This is a genomic window from Methylobacterium sp. E-041, from assembly GCF_022829665.1.
In the GTDB taxonomy this organism is placed as follows: domain Bacteria; phylum Pseudomonadota; class Alphaproteobacteria; order Rhizobiales; family Beijerinckiaceae; genus Methylobacterium.
Genome location: NZ_JAKSYQ010000108.1, coordinates 1 through 301, shown reverse-complemented (window position 1 = coordinate 301; position 301 = coordinate 1). Strand labels below are relative to the sequence as shown.

1 pseudogene is annotated in these 301 nt (G+C 67.1%); it reads right to left on the bottom strand.

The features are described 5' to 3' along the window. Positions 1 to 86: 86 nt before the first annotated feature. Positions 87 to 301, bottom strand: a pseudogene (locus MKK70_RS10065) (ABC transporter ATP-binding protein); the annotation flags it as partial.

Sequence of the window (301 nt, the reverse complement as noted above, 5' to 3'; positions counted from 1 at the left end):
GCCTTTGCCGCGCTCGAACTCTGCGACTACGCCTACTTGTTGGAGACCGGCCGCATCGTCCTGGCGGGCAAGGGCGCCGCCTCGGGTCAGCCGCCAAGGTAAGCGTCGCGAACGGGCGGGTCGGCGATCAGGTCGGCGCCCTTGCCCTCCAGGACGATGCGGGCGGTCTTCAACAAGGAGGCGTAGTCGCAGAGTGCGAGCGCCGCAAAGGCCTTCTGGTCTACGAGCAGGAACGTCCGTCCTGCATTGGAGATCGCCCGGGTCGACGACAAAATCCGCTCGCCGGAGTTGGAGCCGAGCC